This is a genomic window from Ligilactobacillus salivarius DSM 20555 = ATCC 11741, assembly GCF_001435955.1.
In the GTDB taxonomy this organism is placed as follows: domain Bacteria; phylum Bacillota; class Bacilli; order Lactobacillales; family Lactobacillaceae; genus Ligilactobacillus; species Ligilactobacillus salivarius.
Map to the genome: position 1 here is coordinate 1 of NZ_AYYT01000055.1, position 298 is coordinate 298.

Sequence of the window (298 nt, forward strand, 5' to 3'; positions counted from 1 at the left end):
GTCAATTACTAAATTTATTAACTGATACAGCTTCTTGAAATCTTCCACCAGAAATGAGACAAGCTTTAAAAACTATCAAGAAACATAAGTCAGAAATAGAAAATAGTTTTGTTTTACCTAGACTTACCAATGGTCCTATTGAAGGCGTCAATAATCACATTAAAGTAATTAAGCGTATAGCCGATGGCTATAATAATTTTAAGCATTTTAGACTCAGGATTCTGCTTTCGCTAAAAAATAATGTAATTTTCTTCTCCACTTAAAACAAAAAAACTATTAGACTTTCATCTAATAGTTT

1 pseudogene is annotated in these 298 nt (G+C 28.9%); it reads left to right on the forward strand.

What is annotated here, in order from left to right:
• Window positions 1-263: pseudogene (locus tag FC55_RS09845) on the forward strand (transposase); the annotation flags it as partial.
• Between the last annotated feature and the right edge of the window lie 35 nt (window positions 264-298).